This is a genomic window from Streptomyces sp. NPDC003011, from assembly GCF_053591515.1.
In genome coordinates, this window is the sequence record NZ_JBSFTY010000042.1 from 1 (window position 1) to 15,508 (window position 15,508).

15 protein-coding genes and 1 pseudogene are annotated in these 15,508 nt (G+C 70.7%); 4 read left to right on the top strand and 12 right to left on the bottom strand.

Features of this window, described 5'->3' with window-relative positions:
- Positions 1-128: 128 nt before the first annotated feature.
- A complete protein-coding gene (locus ACWD0J_RS21985; protein WP_451497487.1) occupies positions 129-680 on the top strand; it encodes a GNAT family N-acetyltransferase in 552 nt (183 codons plus the stop codon).
- A 6-nt stretch (positions 681-686) separates the two neighbouring features.
- Here ACWD0J_RS21985 and ACWD0J_RS21990 read toward each other — a convergent pair whose 3' ends face one another.
- The 7 genes from ACWD0J_RS21990 to ACWD0J_RS22020 form a co-directional block, all read right to left on the bottom strand.
- A complete protein-coding gene (locus ACWD0J_RS21990) occupies positions 687-2,270 on the bottom strand; it encodes a type IV secretory system conjugative DNA transfer family protein (RefSeq protein WP_451497488.1) in 1,584 nt (527 codons plus the stop codon).
- A gap of 9 nt (positions 2,271-2,279) precedes the next feature.
- Positions 2,280-3,704: an ATP-binding protein gene (locus ACWD0J_RS21995; RefSeq protein WP_451497489.1), complete on the bottom strand. Its 1,425-nt coding sequence runs from the start codon at positions 3,702-3,704 to the stop codon at positions 2,280-2,282.
- Positions 3,705-3,716: 12 nt separating this feature from the next.
- On the bottom strand, positions 3,717-5,276 hold the full coding sequence (locus ACWD0J_RS22000; protein ID WP_451497490.1) for an SCO6880 family protein: 1,560 nt from the start codon (positions 5,274-5,276) through the stop codon (positions 3,717-3,719).
- Positions 5,273-6,607 carry a hypothetical protein gene (locus ACWD0J_RS22005; RefSeq protein WP_451497491.1) on the bottom strand — a complete coding sequence of 445 codons (1,335 nt, stop codon included), beginning with the start codon at positions 6,605-6,607 and terminating at the stop codon, positions 5,273-5,275. Before ACWD0J_RS22005 ends, ACWD0J_RS22000 begins: the two co-directional genes overlap by 4 nt.
- Complete coding sequence (locus tag ACWD0J_RS22010; RefSeq protein ID WP_451497492.1) at positions 6,597-7,427, bottom strand: hypothetical protein; 831 nt, start codon at positions 7,425-7,427, stop codon at positions 6,597-6,599. The genes ACWD0J_RS22005 and ACWD0J_RS22010 overlap by 11 nt, the downstream gene beginning before the upstream one ends.
- A gap of 189 nt (positions 7,428-7,616) precedes the next feature.
- The gene (locus tag ACWD0J_RS22015; RefSeq protein WP_095752152.1) at positions 7,617-7,925 is read right to left on the bottom strand and encodes a hypothetical protein; all 309 of its coding nucleotides are present in this window, start codon (positions 7,923-7,925) and stop codon (positions 7,617-7,619) included.
- 470 nt (positions 7,926-8,395) lie between these two features.
- Complete coding sequence (locus ACWD0J_RS22020; protein ID WP_451497493.1) at positions 8,396-9,733, bottom strand: S53 family peptidase; 1,338 nt, start codon at positions 9,731-9,733, stop codon at positions 8,396-8,398.
- Positions 9,734-10,107: 374 nt separating this feature from the next.
- On the opposite strand from ACWD0J_RS22020, the pseudogene ACWD0J_RS22025 reads away from it, so the two are divergent.
- Positions 10,108-10,392: pseudogene (locus ACWD0J_RS22025) on the top strand (oxidoreductase); the annotation flags it as partial.
- Positions 10,393-10,552: 160 nt separating this feature from the next.
- Here the strand turns inward: ACWD0J_RS22025 and ACWD0J_RS22030 are convergent.
- From ACWD0J_RS22030 to ACWD0J_RS22050, 5 genes are all read right to left on the bottom strand, one after another.
- The gene (locus tag ACWD0J_RS22030; RefSeq protein ID WP_451497494.1) at positions 10,553-11,833 is read right to left on the bottom strand and encodes a serine hydrolase domain-containing protein; all 1,281 of its coding nucleotides are present in this window, start codon (positions 11,831-11,833) and stop codon (positions 10,553-10,555) included.
- A 125-nt stretch (positions 11,834-11,958) separates the two neighbouring features.
- On the bottom strand, positions 11,959-12,333 hold the full coding sequence (locus ACWD0J_RS22035) for a VOC family protein (protein ID WP_451497495.1): 375 nt from the start codon (positions 12,331-12,333) through the stop codon (positions 11,959-11,961).
- The gene (locus tag ACWD0J_RS22040) at positions 12,326-12,583 is read right to left on the bottom strand and encodes a DUF397 domain-containing protein (protein WP_451497496.1); all 258 of its coding nucleotides are present in this window, start codon (positions 12,581-12,583) and stop codon (positions 12,326-12,328) included. The genes ACWD0J_RS22035 and ACWD0J_RS22040 overlap by 8 nt, the downstream gene beginning before the upstream one ends.
- On the bottom strand, positions 12,576-12,761 hold the full coding sequence (locus ACWD0J_RS22045) for a DUF397 domain-containing protein (protein WP_451497497.1): 186 nt from the start codon (positions 12,759-12,761) through the stop codon (positions 12,576-12,578). Before ACWD0J_RS22045 ends, ACWD0J_RS22040 begins: the two co-directional genes overlap by 8 nt.
- A gap of 11 nt (positions 12,762-12,772) precedes the next feature.
- Positions 12,773-13,618, bottom strand: coding sequence for a helix-turn-helix domain-containing protein (locus ACWD0J_RS22050; RefSeq protein WP_451497498.1), 846 nt, complete (start codon positions 13,616-13,618; stop codon positions 12,773-12,775).
- 195 nt (positions 13,619-13,813) lie between these two features.
- Here ACWD0J_RS22050 and ACWD0J_RS22055 point away from each other — a divergent pair, with 195 nt between their 5' ends.
- Together ACWD0J_RS22055 and ACWD0J_RS22060 are read left to right on the top strand one after the other, a co-directional pair.
- A complete protein-coding gene (locus tag ACWD0J_RS22055) occupies positions 13,814-14,248 on the top strand; it encodes an ATP-binding protein (RefSeq protein WP_451497499.1) in 435 nt (144 codons plus the stop codon).
- A 99-nt stretch (positions 14,249-14,347) separates the two neighbouring features.
- Positions 14,348-15,370 carry a C40 family peptidase gene (locus tag ACWD0J_RS22060; RefSeq protein ID WP_451497500.1) on the top strand — a complete coding sequence of 341 codons (1,023 nt, stop codon included), beginning with the start codon at positions 14,348-14,350 and terminating at the stop codon, positions 15,368-15,370.
- Positions 15,371-15,508: the final 138 nt, after the last annotated feature.

Below are 15,508 nucleotides of genomic sequence, written 5' to 3' on the forward strand. Positions count from 1 at the left end.
CGAACAATTGTTGAGAAAACCCCCGTGCCTTTCGGCACGGGGGTTTTCTGCGTTTACAGGCCTTAGGACAGGTCCCTGGGGCGTATATGACGTGAGGGCGGTCGTACTGGGGCGCTAGCGTGGCCGGCATGAGTAGCTATGTGATCCGGTCCGTGCGCGCCGAGGAGTGGCCCGCTGCCAAGGAGCTGCGGCTCGCGGCGCTGCGGGATCCGGTGGCGCACCTCGCCTTCCTGGAGACGTACGAGGAGGCCGCGGCCAGGCCGGACTCCTTCTGGCAGGAGCGGACGGCGGGGGGCGCCGAGGGGGCACAGGGGACGCAGCAGATCATCGCCGAAGGGCCGGACGGGCAGTGGGTGGGGACGCTGACCGTCCTGATGGAGGAGCCCGGGACGACGGACTGGGCCGGGTTTCCGGTGGAGCGGAAGCAGGCCCATGTCGTCGCGGTGTTCGTGCGGCCCGAGGAGCGCGGGAGCGGGCTGACCGAGGTGCTGTTCGACGCCGGCGTGGAGTGGGCCTGGGAGCGTGGGGCGGAGCGGGTGCGGCTCATCGTGCATGAGGAGAACGGGCGGGCGCAGCGGTTCTACCGCAAGGTGGGGTTCGTGCCGAGCGGGGTGACCGTGGCGTTGGGGGACGACGAGGACCGGGAGTACGAGTTCGTTCTCGACCGGGTGCGGGACTGAGGGGTCTCACACCGGGAGTTCGGCGTTCGGCCAGCGGGTGCGGGCCTGTTCGCGGGAGCGGAGCAGGGCCAGCGTCGGCAGGCCGCGGTCCGCTCCGGTGGCCAGCAGCTCCGGCAGCTGGGGAAGCGGGGCCACGGCGGCCACGTCGTCCAGGACGAGTGTGAGTGGTGGGTCGAGGCGACCGGAGGATGACCGTCCGGCCATGTGCCGGCCGCGCTCGACCACGCTTGAGGTGAGGGCCGTGAGGAGGGGCATCGCGCCCGGGTTGGTGCGCGGGTCCTCGATGGATTCACCCACCACGTAAAGCGTGCCCCCCTCGTCCACGAAGGAATCCAGGGCGAGGGCATCGGTTCGGTTGGGGGTGCAGGCCTCGCGGACGTTGACCGTGAACAGGGCGGACAGGGCCCGGCTGGTCAACTCCTGGGCGATGTCGCGGCGTTCGGGGTGGGCGGTGAGGGCGGCCTCCAGCTCCCCCGCGGCGCCGGGAGCCGCCTTGGGATGCGTACGGAGGGTGCGTACGGCGTCCTGGACCTGGGTGCCCTGGCACCAGCGGTGGACGTGGCGGATGGTGCGGCCGTCGATGGCGGCGGCGTGCAGGTAACTCCGCAGGAGCGTTTCGGCCACGTCGGTGAGGGCCTGGTCCATTTTCGCGGTGGGGCGGATGGGGGCGAGCAGGGCGGTGGCCCGCGCCGCCGCGGCCGGTCTGTGCTCGCAGCCGGAGGTGGGGGACCAGTGGAGGCGGGACGGGGTGTCACAGAGGTGGGTGGGGTCGTAGACGTGGACCGGGCCGAGCTTGGCCCGGGCGTCCTTGGTGTCCTGCCAGATCGCGGGGTTCGAGGTGACGATCAGGGCGGGGCCCTCCGCGTCGCGCACGGCCTGGATCGCGGTGGGGTGGCGGGCCGGCGGGGGGCCGTAGTGCACTGTGCCCGCGGTGGGGGCGGCCTCCCATCCGCCGGTACGGGCGCTGTCGGCCAGGGAGGTGAGGGGCTGAGTGGGGGGCTGGGTGGAGGGCTGCGTCGTGGGGCGGGGGTCCGTGGGCGGCGGCGGGGCCGTGTGGGGGTGGGCTTCGGCGTACGTCGGCGTGGCGGGGGGCGGCGGTGCGTGCGTGTGGGCGGGGTCGTAGGGGACCGGGGGCTGGTGTGCCGGTCCCGGGTCCGTCGGTCGCGGCGCCGGGATGTCGTGGGGTGTCGCGCTCGGCGGTGTCGTGAGTGCCGCCCGCCTTCTCGCCCGGACGGCTCTCCAGCGGGCCACGGTGCCCAGGACGAAGACCGTCAGGACGATCAGGATCATCAGCTGGCCGATGAGCAGGCCCCAGAACAGGCCGTAGCCCGAGAGGCCGGTGGCGTCGGCCTCCGGCCAGGCGCCGGCGAGGTCGTGGGGCCGGGCGACGAGGTGGCGCATGGCCAGGGGGGTGCGGGCGAAGGTGACGCCCGTGGGCCAGGCTCCGTGGGCGAACAGAGCGGCCAGGCCGGTGGCCGTCCAGACCATGACGGTCATGCCGAGGAGGAAGGCGAGTATGCCGACCAGCAGGCCGTCGGGAATGCCTCCCTGGCCGTCCGGCCGGCGGTCGCGCTCGTCAACCGGTCTCATGCCGCTCTCCTACGCCACCGTCGACTCGGACGAGTCGTCCAGATCGAGGTGCTGTTCCATGAAGGCCGCCGCCCGTTCCTCCGCCTCCAGCTCGGCGGCGCGCAGGGCGTCGTCCGCGAGCTGGTGGTCGATGGACGACTCGGTCATCGCGCGGTCGGTGAAGACCAGCGGGCGTTCGGTCTCCGTGATCAGGTGTTTGACGACCTGGACGTTGCCGTTGACGTCCCAGACCGCGATGCCGGGGGTGAGGCTCGGGATGATCTCGACCGCCCAGCGGGGCAGGCCGAGCACCCGGCCCGTCGCTCTGGCCTCGTCCGCCTTCTGGGCGTAGATCGTCCGGGTCGACGCCATCTTCAGGATCGCCGCGGCCTCCTTCGCCGCCGCCCCGTCCACCACGTCGGACAGATGGTGGACCACCGCCACGAACGACAGGCCCAGGCGGCGGCCGAACTTCAGCAGCCGCTGGAACAGCTGGGCCACGAACGGGCTGTTGATGATGTGCCACGCCTCCTCCACCAGGAAGATGCGCTTGACGCGGTCGGGGCGGATCCAGGTGTGCTCCAGCCACACGCCGACGATGGCCATCAGGATCGGCATGGCGATGGAGTTGCGGTCGATGTGGGACAGGTCGAAGACGATGAGGGGGGCGTCGAGGTCGATGCCGACCGTCGTCGGGCCGTCGAACATGCCGCGCAGGTCACCGTCGACCAGGCGGTCCAGCACCAGCGCCACGTCCAGGCCCCACGCCCGTACGTCCTCTATGTCGACGTTCATCGCCTCGGCCGACTCCGGCTCGGGGTGCCGTAGCTGATCGACGATGTCCGTCAGGACGGGCTGGCGGTCGACGATCGTCTCGTTGACGTAGGCGTGCGCCACCTTCAGCGCGAAGCCCGAGCGCTCGTCGAGGCCGTGCCCCATCGCGACCTCGATGATCGTCCGGAGCAGCGCGAGCTGGCCGGTCGTCGTGATCGCCGGGTCCAGGGGGTTCAGGCGGATGCCGTGGTCCAGGGCCGCCATCGGGTCGAGCCGGATGGGGGTTATCCCCAGCTCCTGCGCGACGAGGTTCCATTCGCCGACGCCGTCCTCGCCCTGTGCGTCCAGGACGACGACCTGGCGGTCGCGGAAGCGCAGCTGGCGCAGGACGTACGTCTTCTCCAGTGCCGACTTGCCGTTGCCCGACTCGCCGAGGACCAGCCAGTGGGGTGCGGGCAGCTGCTGGCCGTACAGCTGGAAGGGGTCGTAGATGTAGCCCTTCCCGGAATACACCTCACGGCCGATGATGACGCCCGAGTCGCCGAGGCCGGGGGCGGCGGTCGGGAGGTAGACGGCCTGGGCCTGGCCCGTGGAGGTGCGCACCGGCAGGCGGGTCGTCTCGACCTTTCCGAAGAGGAAGGACGTGAAGGCGTCGGTGAGGATGGACATCGGATCCCGCATGCGGCAGCTCCTCTACCTTCGAATGCCGGTGGCGAACGGGAGCGTGTTCACGAAGGCGCGATGGTGCTCGCGGTCGCACCACTCCAGCTTCAGGTACGACTTTCCGGCCGAGGCGCGGATGGTCCGCTTGTCGCGGGCCAGCGCCTCGGGAGAGCGGGAGGAGACGGTGATGTAGCCGACCAGGTTGACGCCGGCCGCGCCGCTCGCGAGGTCCTCGCCGCGCTGGTCCAGACGGTTGTGGGCGGCGATGTCGCGAGGGTCGACGGTGCGGTTCATCTTGGCGGCGCGGGACGCCTCGGCCTCGTCGTTGGTCTTCTCGGTGAGCATGCGTTCGATGGCGACCTCGGTGGGTTCCAGGTCCATGGTGACGGCGACCGTGCGGATGACGTCCGGAGTGTGGACCAGGAGCGGGGCCAGGAAGTTGACGCCGACCGGGGTCATCGGCCACTCCTTCACCCAGGCTGTGGCATGGCACCAGGGCGCGCGGGTGGAGGATTCCCGCGTCTTGGCCTGGAGGTACGTCGGCTCCATCGCGTCCAGCTCGGCCGGCCAGGCGTTGCGCTTGGTCATCGCCTGGATGTGGTCGATGGGGTGGTCCGGGTCGTACATGGAGTGGATGAGCGAGGAGAGACGGCCCTGGCCCAGCGGTTGGCGTACGCGGATGTCCGCCTCCTGGAGGCGGGAGCAGATGTCCGTGAGCTCGCGGGCCATGACGACGGCGAGGCCGGCGTCCCGGTCGAGCTTGCGGCCGTTGAGCGGGCGGGCCGCGCGTGCCATGGCGTGGGCCTCGGCGGCGAGTTCGCGGGTGTAGTGCATACAGGCGACGAGGTACGCGCGGTGCTGCTCGCTGCTCGTCGACACCATCGACTGCAGCTGCTCGTACGACTGCTGAAGCCACGCCGGCGCCTTCTCGTCCCCGCGTACGGTGACGTCCTTGGCGTGCGCGTCCGGGTCGGCGGGGAGGGTGCGGGCGAGCATCTGGATGCGGGTGACGAAGCCGTCGCCGTTGGCCACGTGCTTGAGGAGGGTGCCGAAGCGGTCGACGAGGGCTTCCTGGTCCTCGGAGTCGCGCAGACCGACGCCGGGGCCCTCGATCTCGATCGCCGCCGTCACCGTACGGCGGTCCGCGTGCAGCAGTACGGCGATCTCGTCGGGGCCGAACGGGGCGGCCAGCCACGTGATGCGGCCGATGCCGGGCGGCGGGCCGACCTCCACCTCGCGGCCGTCCAGGCGGATGCCGGCCTCGACGACGCCGGAACGGTAGGCGGCGCCCTGCTTGGTGATCCGCTTGTAGCTGCGGTTGATCTCGAACCACTTGTAGAACGTGCGGCGCTTGTACGGCACGTAGACCGCGGCCAGCGCGAGCATGGGCAGGCCCATCAGCAGCACGATGCGCAGGGTGAGCACCGGGACGAGGAGCCCGCACATCATGCCGAGGAACGCGCCGACGATGATGAGCGCGATCTCACCGGTCTCGCGGTTCCGGCCGACGATCGCGTTCGGCCGGGCGCGGCCGATCAGATACGTACGGCGGGGCGTGACCGGATGGGACACGTGGGACTCGGTCGTCAACGCCCTTCACCTCCCGTGCGGTTGGTACTGCTGTTGCGGGTGTTGCTGGCGTGGGGGGTGTTCACCGGGCTGCCCGCGCGGGGAGCGGGGGCGGCGGAGGGGACAGATCCGCCGCCTCCGCTCGGGGTACGCGTGCTGTGCGCGGCGACACCGCCGGACGCCGGGTTGCTCGGGCGGGCTCCGCCCGATCCGCCCTGGCCTCCGCCGCCGTTGTGGTCGGCGCGGGTGCTGTGCGTCTTGATGCCCTGCGCGACGAGGGTCGCGGGGGAGGTCATGACGGCCGCGGCCTTGCCCTCGGCGCCCTGCATGATGCGGTTGCCGCGGGAGCCCGCGATCTCGTCGCCGAAGCCGGGGACGAAGCGGTAGATCATGCCGCTGGCGAAGATGGCCAGCAGGATGATGGCGAGGCCGGAGACGATCGCGGCGACCGAGTCGGGGCCGTCGTCGGCGGCGAGGGCTCCGGCGAGGCCGAGGACGATCACGATCACCGGCTTGACGAGGATGACCGCGATCATCACGCCCGCCCACCGGCGGACGTGGCCCCACAGGTTCTTGTCGACGAGGCCGGCGTACACGACGACGCCGAGCAGGGCGCCGACGTACAGCAGGACGGCCCTGAGGTACAGCTCCAGGTAGAGGATGCCGGCCGCGACGATGGAGACCAGCGACACCAGCATCAGCATGATCGGGCCGCCGCCGATGTCGTCGCCCTGTTCGAGTGCCTGCGAGAAGGTGCCGAAGAACGCGTCCGTCTGGTTGCCCGTCGTCTTCGCGAGCACGTCGCTGATGCTGTCCGTCGCGGAGACGACGGTGTAGAGGATCAGCGGGGTGAAGGCGGAGGCCAGCACGGTGAGCCAGAGGAAGCCGATCGCCTCGGACAGCGCGGTGGCGAGGGGGACCCCGCGCACGGCCCGCTTGGCCACGGCCAGCAGCCACAGCAGCAGCGTGAGGACGGCGGACGCGGCGAAGACGACGGCGTACTGCTGGAGGAACTTCGGGTTGGTGAAGTCGACGTTGGCGGTCTCCTTCACGGCCGTGGAGAGCTGCTTGACGGTCCAGGAGGCGGCGTCGGCGCAGCCCCTCGCGAGGGAGGAGAGGGGGTCGAGGGTGTCGGTGAGGGTGTCGGTGCCGGGGGAGCGTTGTGAGGGGGCGCTGCCTTGTTCGCAGTACTCCTTGGCGGGGCCGCGGATGAGGTCACAAGGGTCGTTGCTCCCCGACGGAGTCGGAGTCGGAGTTGGAGCGGCGGCGGCGCGGGTGGCCAGGAGCACCGCAGTGGCCTGGACTGCGGCGACGGCGGCGGTGACCTTGAGGAAACGGTGGTTAGCGCGCATACGTGAAGCCTCCGTACTCCTCGACAGCCTTCGTCATGTCATCGGCGGTGGAGGCCCGCTGGTCGCGGCCCACGGGCACGGGGCCGTCCTTCTGCTGGAAGTCGGTGACCTTCCAGTCGTTGTCGACCCACTTCAGCTGGTAGGTGGTGGTGTACCAACTCTCGGACACCGGGTTGGTGGAGTTCTCGCCGGACAGGCCGAAGAGCGAGGTGTACCAAACCTCGACGGTGGCCTCACTCGCGCTGGACGACTTGACCTTGGTACCCACCGGGATGACCCGGGAGACGAAGGTCTGGCCGGTCGGTGCCGTGCCGTCCTCACGGAGGCCGATCTTCGTCAGGAACGATTCGCTGGAGTACGCACTGTCCAGGTCGGCCTGCTTGGCTGCCGCGATGTCGGAGGCGTAGACGGTGTTGACGATCTCCTGCCGTCTGGCCTTGTTGAACATCTCGGCCGATCCCAGCGCCACGGAATAGTTGGCGGCAGCGCTCTCCGCGCCCTGCGCATCATGCGCAAACCCCGTCGGGATTCCGCCCGACTTCGACTGCACCGGCTTCTCGCCGCTCGCTGCCGTGGGGGCCGCCTCCGGCTGGGAGCCTGCTGATGTGGTCGGGGTGGGATCGTCCTCGCCGCGGTTCGCGAAGGCGATGGCGGCGATCAAAAGGACGATGACGCCGACCACCGTGACCAGGCTCCGGGAGGAGGAGCGGCCCCCTCGGCGTGCGCCTCCGTACGTGTCGTCGCCCTCGGGCAGGCGGGTGCGGGTGTGGCCCGTGCCGCCGTAGCCGCCGGAGGTCTCGTGCTCGTCCCCGGGAGTCATGCCGCGTACGCCCCCTCGGCCTCGTGCGGAAACGCGTAGGAGTACGACGGTAGCCGTGCTGGTTCCCGCGCGGGCGCGGTGTGGTGACTCGACATCAGGGAAACGCAACCTCAGCCGGTGGGCACGACGGACGGGTGGGGTGGAGGGGAGACCGAGCGGACGCGCCCCGCACGGGCGGTGGGCGCCCGGCTACACGGCCATGCCGTACACGATGGTGAACAACGTGCCCAGTGAACCGATGATGAAGACCCCCGTCAGGCCCGCGATGATGAGGCCCTTGCCCTGTTCCGCGCTGAAGGTGTCGCGCAGGGCCGTGGCGCCGATGCGCTGCTTTGCGGCGCCCCAGATGGCGATGCCGAGGCAGAGCAGGATGGCCACCGCCATCACCACCTCGATCATCACCTTCGCCTCGTTGCCCAGGCTGCCGAAGGGCCCCCAGTCCGGAGCGATCCCGCCGATAATGGTGTTGATGTCTCCCTCGTCGGCCGCAAAGAACATGTAAGTCACCGCCCCTGGTGGGTAGTTCCGCTTGCCCCTGCGGTGGCGCAGAGGTCACGCCTCATTCTCGCCGACAATGGCGCTGTCGGATGTCGACTTGGCGTCATTGGTTGGCGGGTTTCGTATGAATACCTTGCCACCGGTCCGGGCCGGCCCTCAGGTGATCCCTCGAACAGACGTCGGGCGGTAGGCAAGGAGTCATATGGTCACTCTGTGTATCACGGCAGGTCACGCCGGGCAATGAGGCCTGGGCGGAACCTGTGGTGTGGTTCCGTCGTTGACCCCTCTTACGGCACTGCTCGGTGAGCGCGCCGATGGTCCGCGGGTGATCTCCGTGATCTCCGTGAGCTCCCGAGGGAAGGCTAACCCGGACACGGCGAACGGGCCGCGGCTGGGTGCTGCGGCCCGTTCGTCTCCGGTGCGCCTCTGGGGCCTCACGGCCCCCTGCGCCGGGAGCCGGTGACGGAGGATCAGCCGGTGAAGGCGCTCGTCCCCGCGGGGGTGCCGAGGCCGGTCGGGCCGTCGTAGCCCGTGGTGGCGGTGCAGAAGTAGCTGGTGGGGCAGGTGCCGTTGGTGCCGGAGGTCACGTCGTTGAGGGCCGAGGGGTGCGCGTAGGGGAACCGGGCCGGGTAGGAGCCGCCGGACGGGGTGCCGGCCAGGGCGTAGACGCCTGCGATGACGGGGGCGGAGGCGCTCGTACCGCCGAAGGTGTACCAGCCCGCGGTGACGCCGTAGGAGTCGTAGACCGAGACGCCGGTCGCCGGGTCGGCGACGGCCGAGACGTCGGCGATCATGCGCTTGGCGCAGCCGGTGTCGGTCTGCCAGCTCGGCTTGGTGTCGTACGCCGAGCAGCCGGAGCCCGTCCCCTCGGTGCTGCTGGTCTGCCATACGCTCTCGGTCCAGCCGCGGGTGGTGGAGGCGGCGGAGAGCCTGGTGCCGCCGACGGCGGTGACGTACCGGGAGGCGGCCGGGTATTCGGCGCCGTAGGCCGAGTCGCCCGCGCTGACGGTGATGGCGACGCCCGGGTGGTTGAAGTACGAGGAGTCGTACGAGGTGTCGGAGGCGGACTCCGAGCCGCCGTAGCTGTTGGAGACGTACTTCGCGCCGAGCGAGACGGCCTCGTTCACGGCCTTGCCGAGGTTGGCCATGGAGGCGGAGGTGGCCTCGACCAGCAGGATGCCGCAGTTCGGGCAGGTCGCGCTGGCCATGTCCAGGTCGAGCGAGATCTCCTCGGCCCAGCCGCTGTCGGCGGCGGGGAGGGAGGTCGTGGAGCCGGTCTGGCCGACCTTCCTGAAGCAGCCGTTGGCGGTGGTGCAGGCGGGCAGGCCGTAGTGCGAGCGGTACTGCGCGAGGTCGGCGGCGGCGTTCGGGTCGTCGTACGCGTCGACGATCGCGATGGTCTCGCCGGAGCCCTTGGAAGCGGCGGCGGAGGTCAGGCCGTAGGCGCTCTGGAGGTCGGACGGGCCGTAGCCGGAGGGGGTGGAGGCGTCGGCGGCCCGGGGCGTGGCGTCGGCGCCGTCCTCCTGTGCCGCGCGCTGCTGGAAGGCGGTGAGTCCGCTGGTGACGCGGAGGGAGTCGCAGGTCAGCTCGCCCTTCTTCTTGGGCGTGGCGCAGGGGGCGGCGGCCCAGGTGACGGCCGGGGACGCGGGTTTGGCGGCGGCCGTGGACACGGTCTGGGAGGTGGCGCCCGCCGGGGCGGCCGTGGCGCCGAGGCCGGCGAGCAGGAGCGCGGCGGTGGCGGCGGCCGTCGAGCCGATGCGGGCCCATCTGGCGCGCGGCGGACGGGGGTTGGGGGGTGTGGTACGCAACGTACAGCCTCCTGAGGATGGTTGGCAGGGGCGGTGCGGGTGGCGGTGCCACCGGTACGTGGTCCCCGGCGGCGGGCGGTCGGCCCGCCGACGACTGTCGCTTGTTGCGTACGCGACAACAAGGTGAGTTGCGGAATCCTGACTTCCGCATTACTGAGGCGGGCGGGGGATTGCTGGTCGATGGCCGCGCCGTGGCCGGGCGATGGGCGCGCGATGGGCGGGGGATGGCGGTGGCTTGACCGGGCGTGCGGGAGGCCCGTGGCACGCGGGAGGCCCGTGGAGCGGGCAACGGGCGAGAGGGGCCGGGCTTGTGCGGGCCGGGCTGTGCGGGTCGGGCCTCAGCGGGGCTTGATGCCGTGCAGCAGGTGGTGGATCAGAGCCACGCGGCGAACCCCGTCGCCCGCGCCGCCATGCGGCTCACCAACAGGTTCGTGGCCCAGGACGACCAGGCCGGCGCGCTGCCGACCCTGTACGCGGCGACGGCGGACCTGCCCGGCGCGAGCTACGTCGGCCCGGACGGGGTGGCGGAGATGCGGGGCGGGCCGACGCTGGTGGGGCGTACCGCCGCGGCGAGCGATCCGGTGGCGGCGCGGCGGCTGTGGACGGTGTCCGAGGAACTGACGAAGGTCGGCTTTCCGGCGGTCGCCGCGGGGCTGTGACCGGTGCCGGCCTGAGCCGACGCGAGTCGACCTGAGTCGACCTGAGTTGATCGGGTTCGGTCGGCGTCGACCGGGATCGGCCCGCCGTGGGCGTACGGTTCGGGCCGGCCGTCTGCTGTCCCGCCCGCTCCTCGGCCTGCTGCCCCGCCTGCTCTCCGGCCTATTTCTCGGCGCAGAGGGCGTGACGGGTCAGTGCCGCGTACGCCCTGGCCACCTTCTTCGCGCCGTCCAGGTCCGTGGTGGCCTGCGTGGACCAGGAGGTCACGACGCTGCGCCGGCCGTCGCTCGTGGTGCCGTTGTCGTCGCCCCACCCCGGGTCGGTGCCCGGGTGGCCCCAGTAGCTGCCGCCGCAGTCGAGGGGGACGCTCATGAGCCCGAGGCCGTACGCGGCCCCCGGCATGACCTCCCGGGTCGCCGCGTCCACGGGCACGGTCTCCTTCATCTGCCGCAGTTCCGCCGGGCGCAGGAGCCGTCCGCCGAGCAGCGCGCGGAAGAAGCGGTTGAGATCGGCGGTGGTGGTGACGAGTCCGCCCGACGCGTCCACGTTGATCAGCCGGGTGACGTCCACCAGGGGCTCACCCGGGGCGAAGCGCTGGTACGCGGTCGCGTGCGGCAGGGGGAGGTCGGGGGAACGGCCGGGCCAGCTGGTGCCGGTGAGGCCAAGCGGCTCGATGACGCGGCGGGTGACCTCGGTGTACCAGGGGCGTCCCGTGACCTTCTCGATCGCCATGCCGAGGATCACGTAACCGGTGTTGGCGTAGCTCCACCCCTTGCCGGGCCGGAAGAGCGGCCTGTGGCGCATGGCGGCGGCGACGATCTTCTCGGCCGGCGTGGGGCTGAAGCGCATGCGCTCGAAGTCCGCGGCGCTCGCGGCGCTCGGGTAGCCGACGTCGGAGATGCCGCTGGTGTGCTGGAGCAGGTCGCGGACGGTGATCCTGCGGCCGTGGTGGCCGTTGCCCCGGACCAGACCCGGCAGCCACTTCTCCACGGTGTCGTCGAGAGAGAGCCGTCCCTCCCCGACGAGTTGCAGGACGACCGTGGCGGTGAAGGTCTTCGTGGTGCTGCCCATGCGGAAGTGACCGTCCGGGGAGACCGGCCGGCCGGTGCCGAGGTCGGCGACGCCGCTGGTGGCGACGCGGTGCCGGCCGTCGGGGCCGATGGCGCGGGTCTGGGCGCCGGTGATGCCGAGCGCGGTGAGGGCATCGAGATCGCGCTGGAGCTGTGACGGGTCCGTTCGGTGGTGGCCGCCGGGTTCGGGTGCGGCTGCCGTGGCTGTGCCGCCGGCGAGGACGGGCAGGGTGAGGGCCGCGGTCAGCGCTGCGGCGAGCGCGGTGCGGCGCCGCCGTAACGGTCGCGTACGTGCGTGGGGCGTACGTGCGTGGGGTGAGCGTGCGTGGGGTGAGCGTGCGTGGGGTGAGCGTGCGTGTGGTGTCGGCGTCATGCCTGTGAACGCTAGGCACGGCGGCGGGCCCGGACCATCCGGCCAACAGGTGCTCAGGAACGGGGGCTGACCGTAGGGCGTCGCGGGGGAAACCCCGCCGGCCGGGAGCCCTGCCCGGCGGAGCCTCACGTCCAGGTGCGGGCCTGCGTTTTGAAGACCTCGGGGTCGCTGTGCACCGGCAGGACGCACAGCAGGTGGCCGCCGGGAGCGCGCAGGATGCGGCACTCCAGCCAGCGCGAGACCTGCGTCGCGCCGAGGCCGATCAGGCGGGCGGTCTCGGCCTCCACGTCGTCCGTCTCGATGTCGAGGTGGAAGCGGGGGGCGTCGTCGATCGCCTGTACCGCCGTGACCAGCCCGGGGATGGCCTCACGCAGCGACGTGAACTGCTCCTCCGCCGGGTCCGGACGGGCGGGCACCCCGAGCGCGGCGGACCAGAAGGTGGCGGCGGCCTCCGGCTCGGGGGTGTCGATCAGGAGCGCGTACACACGGCTTCTATGCATGCGGTTTCTCGTGCCCCGCGACGAAGTGGTCGAACTCACCCGCCTGTACGCCCAGGACGAAAGCGTCCCATTTGCGGCGGTTCGTCGTGACGACGGTCTCCGGGGTACTGGTCTCGCGGAGGTGGACGGGCGCGTCCCCGTCGTCGCCGGTGTCGCTCTCGCCGAAGGCGACCTCGATCCACGGACCGGGCCCGGTCGCCTCCGGCGGGGCGACACGGGTCCAGACGAGGTCGGGGGGGAGATCAGTCATGGGGGACTTCGCCCTTCAGTACGGCGAGGAGGGCGTCGAAGGCGGCGGGGGTGGCGGTGAGTATCGCGCCGGTGGGGTCGCTGCTTTCGGTGAGATGGATCGTTTCGGCTGTGGTGGCGACGTGGACGCAGGAGGCGCCCTCGGAGCAGTACGACGACTTCTGCCAGTCCGACTTCATGGGCCTGCCCTTCATAGCTCCCGCACCAAGGCGTGGATGAGGTCCTGGGTCTTCTCCGGGCCGAGCGCGACTGCCTTGATGCGGTCGAACAGCGTGCGGTACTTGTCCAGCTGCGCGTGGGCGTCGAGGAACGCGAGGCCGTGAGCCTGGTCGAGGTAAACGGTGTCCAGCTGCGGTACCGGGCCGTGCGCGTAGTGGATCGACTGCCCGGATCCCGGGTAGGCGCCGGCGTCGAAGGTGATGGCACGCAGGGTGACGTGGTCTCGGTCGCTCATGTCCAGCAGGTACTGCAACTGCCGCCGGGTGACCGTCGAGCCGCCGACCTTCATCCGGAGGGCAGCCTCGTGGACGATCGCCTCGTAGGGGGTGGGGTTCTCCGCGCGGTAGAGGACCGTCTGCCGTTTGATGCGGAACGAGAGGCGGTGCTCGATGTCGGGCGGGGACAGTTCGGTGACCGCCTGGCGGAAGATCTCAAGCGCGTACTCGCGCGTCTGGAGTAGGCCGGGGATACGGGCTGTGGTGGCGTCGCGCAACGACTGGGCGTGGTGCTCCAGTTCGGCCAGGTCGAGGAGCGGTCGGGCCAGCAGCTCGCGGTACTCCTCCCACCAGCCACGTGACCGCTCGGTGGTCATGTCGCTGAGTGCCTGGATGAGGGGCTGGTCTGTGCAGTCGTAGTGGCAGGCCAGCGTGCGCACCCGTTCGGCGCTCACGCCTACGCGTCCAGCCTCCATGTTGCTGACCTGCGCTTGCTTGATGCCCATCAGCTGACCGGCCTCGGTGGCGGTCAGACCGGCCCGCTCGCGCAGTTTGCGCAGTTCGGCGCCGAAGCGCAGTTGGCGACCCGTCGGGTTCCTCACGGGCTTGCCGCCTCCTTGCTGTCACTCACCCGGGTGAAAGTAATCGTATTCCTCGGAAAACGGTGAATGTATTCACTGTGCACCGCTACCTTACAACTGGGCCCCTCGCCCAGAAGCGCACCGTCCGACGGGTCGGCACCGCCACTGGGCCACCGTACGCACGCTCCCAACTCCCCTCAGTGACCGGAGACTTCCATGGCCACCGTATCGCCGCCCTGGGCCTACACCCTTCACCTCCCGCACGATCCACACGCACCGGGGATCGCCCGTGCGACCCTCCGTAGCGTGCTCGACGCCCACGGCCTGTCCTCCCTCACCCCGACCGCCGAACTCGTCGCCTCCGAACTGCTCACCAACGCCCATCTCCACACCACCGGCCCCTACGCCCTGCGCCTGCGCGCGATGGGGCCCGGGCGGCTCCGGGTGGCCGTATGGGACGGCGATCCGAGGGTGCCGCCCGGTTTCCGGAACGCCGGCGCCGTACCGCCGTGTGACGCCGAGGGCGGACGCGGGCTGCACCTCGTGCGGGCCTGCGCGGACGCGGTGGGCGCCTCCGTGCTGAGGGAACCGGGCGCGTCCAGTGGCGGGAAGCTGCTGTGGGCGGAGTGTCAGGGGAGCGGAGGCGTCTGACGCTCCTCTCGATGATGAGGCGCACCCCGCGGCCTGCCCAGGCCTGGTTGCGCCGGGTTCCCGGTGGGAAGCTCCTAGACTGGCGCAGGCGTACTCCCAGTGGGCGAGGGGCGGTTGACGGTGCGTAAGGCGTGGATCGTGGGGGGCGTCGCCCTGGGGGCGGGGCTCAGCTTCGTGATGCTGCTCGTCGTCGGTGTGTATGTCGTCGCCGGGAACGTCGCGGGCGGGGTGAGCGGGGGCGCCAAGTCGCTGGCCAAGGGTGCCGTGCCCGCCGCCTATCAGCCCCTCGTGCAGAAGTGGGGCAATCTGTGCCCCGCCATCAATCCGGCGCTGCTCGCCGCCCAGCTCTACCAGGAGAGCGGGTTCAACCCGAACGCCAAGAGCCCCGCGGCGGCCCAGGGGATAGCGCAGTTCATTCCCGGGACCTGGGCCACGCACGGCGTCGACGGGGACGGGGACGGGGACAGGGACGTATGGGATCCGAACGACGCGATCCCGTCGGCGGCGACCTACGACTGCTCACTCGCCTCGTACGTGAAGGACGTACCCGGGAACCTGACCGAAAACATGCTGGCCTCGTACAACGCGGGTGCCTACGCGGTCATCAAGTACGGGGGCGTGCCGCCGTACAAGGAGACCCAGAACTACGTGAAGACGATCACGACGCTGGAGGAGAGCTTCGCCGCTCCCGTCAGCCGGGTCGATCCGTCGAAGCAGGCCGCCGGCGCCATCTACTACGCACAGAAGAAGCTCGGCACGCCCTACCTGTGGGGCGGCACCGGAACGGCGGCGCAGGGCGGACGGTTCGACTGCTCAGGGCTGACGCAGGCCGCGTACGAGAGTGTGGGGATCACGCTGCCCCGGGTCGCCAACGACCAGTACAACGCCGGTCCGCATCCGTCGCGGGAGGAACTGCTCCCCGGTGATCTGGTGTTCTTCTCGGACGACCTCACCAATTCCCGGGCCATCCGGCATGTGGGGATTTATGTCGGCGGCGGGTACATGATCGACGCACCGAGAACAGGTGCTGTGATCCGGTTCGACCCGATCGACACCCCCGATTATTTCGGAGCCACCCGGGTCACCGAAGATGGCGCGAAAGCGCTCCCCACGACGGTGTGAACCGAGCGTGAACCCACCCCCTGAGCTGCGGCGATGAGTCTCTCTTCGATAACGTCTGCGTGATCATTCGGTGGAGTGTGGAACGTATGAACAGGAGCCGTGCGTTCCTGGATACAGAGCAATCTGCAAACCAGCGGG